This is a genomic window from Streptomyces capoamus, from assembly GCF_014654935.1.
GTDB classification, from domain to species: domain Bacteria; phylum Actinomycetota; class Actinomycetes; order Streptomycetales; family Streptomycetaceae; genus Streptomyces; species Streptomyces capoamus.
Map to the genome: position 1 here is coordinate 55,448 of NZ_BNBF01000014.1, position 3,556 is coordinate 59,003.

The window sequence follows — 3,556 nt, forward strand, 5'->3', positions numbered from 1 at the left end:
ACGTGGGCGGGCGCGGCGCACACCCCGACGCCGGCGGCGGCCATCCGTACGGCCGTGGAGGTGTGTTCGGTCCACACGGCGGTCCGGGGCCGGAACCCGGCCCGGCCGCAGACCCGGTCCAGGAAGAGTTCGCCGTGCACCACGGGCTCCATGGCACAGCGGATCCACGCGTGGCCGGCGAGTTCCGGGAGCGTGACCGTCGTACGGCCCGCGAGGCGGTCGTCGAAGGGCACGACGAGGACGACCTCCTCCTCGCCGACGGGGACGACGGTCCCGGACCGGCCGGCGGGCTCGGGGCCGACGGCGAGGTCGGCGGTGCCCCGCTGCACGGCCTCCTCCAAGGCGTCGGCGGTGGCGTACTCGTGCAGGCGCAGCAGGACCTCCGGGTGGGCCGTGCGCCAGCGGGCGAAGACGTCGGGCAGGGCGCCGACCGCGAGGGAGTGCAGGGCCGCGACGTGGAGTTCGCCGCCCTCGGCGCCGGCGGCGGCACGGGCCGCGCGGCGGGCCTGCGCGGCGCTGCGGACGGCGAGTTCGGCGTGCGGCAGGAAGGCGCGGCCCATGGGGGTGAGGCGCACGCCCCGGGGCAGCCGCTCCAGCAGGGGGCCGCCCACCGACCTCTCCAGCGCCTTGATCTGGTGCGAGAGCGCGGGCTGGGTGACGTGCAGGGCGTCCGCCGCGCGCGTGAACGACGTCTCCTGGACGACGGTCACGAAGTACTCCATCTGGCGCAGGCTCAACTGCCCCTCCCCTTCCCGTGTGCTCACGGACCGCATGGTCCACCCATGAAGACCGTGCATGGATTCCACAACAACATTGCCTTGGACTCATGACAAGGGGTGAACGGAAGGTGGATGCCATGACCATCGATACGGGCATCCCTCCATCCGACGTGATCGTCATCGGCGGCGGCACCGGCGGCTACAGCACCGCACTGCGCGCCGCCTCCCTGGGGCTGGACGTCGTCCTGGTCGAACGCGACAAGGTCGGCGGGACGTGTCTGCACCGGGGCTGCATCCCGAGCAAGGCGATGCTGCACGCCGCCGAACTGGTCGACGGGATCGCCGAGGCCCGTGAGCGCTGGGGCGTGAAGGCGACCGTGGACTCCGTGGACTGGGACGCGCTGGTGGCCACGCGGGACGACATCGTGGCGCGCAACCACAAGGGCGTGGAGGCACATCTCACGCACGCCGGCGTGCGGGTGGTGCGGGGCACCGCGCGGCTGACGGGTACCCGCACGGTACGGGTGGAGGGGGTGCGCGCGGAGGCCGCGCCGGGTGCGGCCGGTGCTCCCGTGCCCGGCACGCTGGACCTCACCGCGCGGCGCGGGATCGTGCTCGCCACCGGCTCACGGCCGCGCACGCTCCCGGGGCTCGCGCCGGACGGGCGGCGCGTGGTGACCAGTGACGACGCGCTGTTCGCGCCCGGGCTGCCGGCGTCCGTCCTGGTGCTGGGCGGCGGGGCGATCGGCGTGGAGTACGCCTCCTTCCACCGGTCCATGGGCGCGGAGGTCACCCTGGTGGAGGCCGCCGACCGGATCGTGCCGCTGGAGGACGCCGACGTGAGCCGGTACCTGACGCGCGGCCTGCGCAAGCGCGGGATCGACGTGCAGGCGGGTGCCCGGCTGCTGGACGCCGAGGTGCTGGAGCACGGCGTCCGCGCGCGCGTGCGCACCGCGCGGGGAGAGACCCGGACGGTCACGGCGGACCGGCTGCTGGTGGCCGTCGGCCGGGCACCCGTCACCGAGGGGCTGGACCTGGCCGCCGCCGGGCTGACGACGGACGAGCGGGGGTTCGTCGTACCGGCGGACTGGGACCGGCTGGAGACGGCCGTACCGGGCGTGCACGTCGTCGGCGACCTGCTGCCGCCGCCCTCCCTCGGCCTCGCCCACGCCTCCTTCGCGGAGGGCCTGCTGGTGGCCGAGACGCTGGCCGGGCTGCGGTCGGCGCCGGTGGACTACGCGGCCGTGCCCCGGGTGACGTACTCCGCGCCGCAGACCGCCTCGGTGGGACTGACCGAGGACGGGGCACGCGCGCGCGGGCACGAGGTCGACGTGAACACGATGCCGTTGACCGCCGTCGCCAAGGGCATGGTGCACGGGCAGGGCGGCCTGGTGAAGGTCGTGGCGCAGGCCGGTGGCGGACAGGTGCTCGGCGTGCACCTGGTCGGCCCGCACGTGTCGGAGATGATCGCCGAGGGCCAGCTGATCGTCGGCTGGGACGCCGAGCCCGCCGACGTCGCCCGGCACGTGCACCCGCACCCCACCCTGTCGGAGGCGGTGGGCGAGGTGTTCCTGACGCTCGCGGGACGCGGCCTGCACCAGCAGTGAACCCACGGAACGCAGTGGCCCGTACGGGGGCGGGCCACTGCGTCCGGGCGCCCCCGGGAGCCTCCCCCGCCGCACGCTTGACAGTTGCCCCGGCGCGTGCGGGACTGGGAGGGCGAAGCCGGGCGGACAAGTCGGGGGTGAGTCCTCTGCCGGAGCTGCGCTATCCCAGCGTTCCCGAACTGGTCGCCGCCGCCCGGGCGCTGGCGGCGCGGGAACCCGGGCTGTGCGCGCTGCGCCAGGTGGGCGTCTCGCGCGCGGGAAGACCCTTGCACCTGCTGTCGGTGGGACACGCCCGCCGTGCGGTGCTCGTGGTGGCGGGCGCGCACGCCAACGAGCCGGCGGGCGGATCCACCCTGCGGGTGCTTGCCGAACGGGTGCTGGCGGAGCGCGAGCTGCGGACGGGCACCTCCTGGCACTTCCTGCTGTGCGCGGACCCGGACGGTGCGAGTCTGCACGTCACCCCGGCCCCGCGCAGCCTGCTCGACTACCACCTCGGCTTCTACCGTCCGACGGGCGCGGAGCAGCCGGAGTGGTCGCCCTCGGTGCTGCCGCCGGACCGGCTGCCGCCCGAGACGCGGGCGCTGACCGGGGTGATCGACGAGCTGCGCCCGTACCTCCAGGTGACTCTGCACGGCACCGATCTGGGCGGCAGCTGGGTGCAGTTGACCAAGGACGTGCCGGGACTCGCCGAACCGTTCGCCAAGTCGGCTGCGGAGCTGCACATTCCGGTGGAGACGGGGGCCTCGGACGCGGCGGGCTGGCCGGCCTCCGGCCCCGGGGTGCACGTCATGCCGGGACCGGAGTCCGGCGTGGCCTACCCGAGCATGCCGGACGACGCCCGGCACAGCACCTGGTACCACGCCCACCGGTACGGCGGTCTGACGGCCGTGGTGGAGGTGCCGATGTGGGCCAGCGACCTGGTGGACGATCCGGCCCCGCACCCGGCGCCGGCGGCGGCCATGCGGCGGCTGGCCGTGCGGCTGCTGCGGGACGCGCGGGAGGTGGAGCGGATCCTCACCGAGGCGCTGCCCCGGCTGGAGGGCGTCGACGGGCCGCTGCTGCGAGCCGCGCGGTGGGCGCTGGAGCTGATCCCGGGCCTGGCCGAGGACTGGACCCACACCGCTCCGGCGGGCACGACGATGGCCTACGTCGGCAGCGTCGACGCCTTCGGCCGGCGGCTGCCGCTGCGGGCGGCGGCGATGCTGCTGCGGGTGCTGCGGGAGACGGACG

3 protein-coding genes are annotated in these 3,556 nt (G+C 75.3%); 2 read left to right on the top strand and 1 reads right to left on the bottom strand.

Annotated elements, in window-relative coordinates; all coding sequences use genetic code 11:
• Positions 1-737, bottom strand: a 737-nt coding sequence (locus IE312_RS21925; RefSeq protein WP_229900300.1) for a LysR family transcriptional regulator, incomplete at its 3' end; no start/stop codon positions are given.
• Between the two features lie 119 nt (positions 738-856).
• On the opposite strand from IE312_RS21925, the gene lpdA reads away from it, so the two are divergent.
• Positions 857-2,326: a dihydrolipoyl dehydrogenase gene (lpdA, locus tag IE312_RS21930; protein ID WP_189984058.1), complete on the top strand. Its 1,470-nt coding sequence runs from the start codon at positions 857-859 to the stop codon at positions 2,324-2,326.
• Positions 2,327-2,463: 137 nt separating this feature from the next.
• Positions 2,464-3,556, top strand: a 1,093-nt coding sequence (locus IE312_RS21935; protein ID WP_229900272.1) for a M14 family zinc carboxypeptidase, incomplete at its 3' end; no start/stop codon positions are given.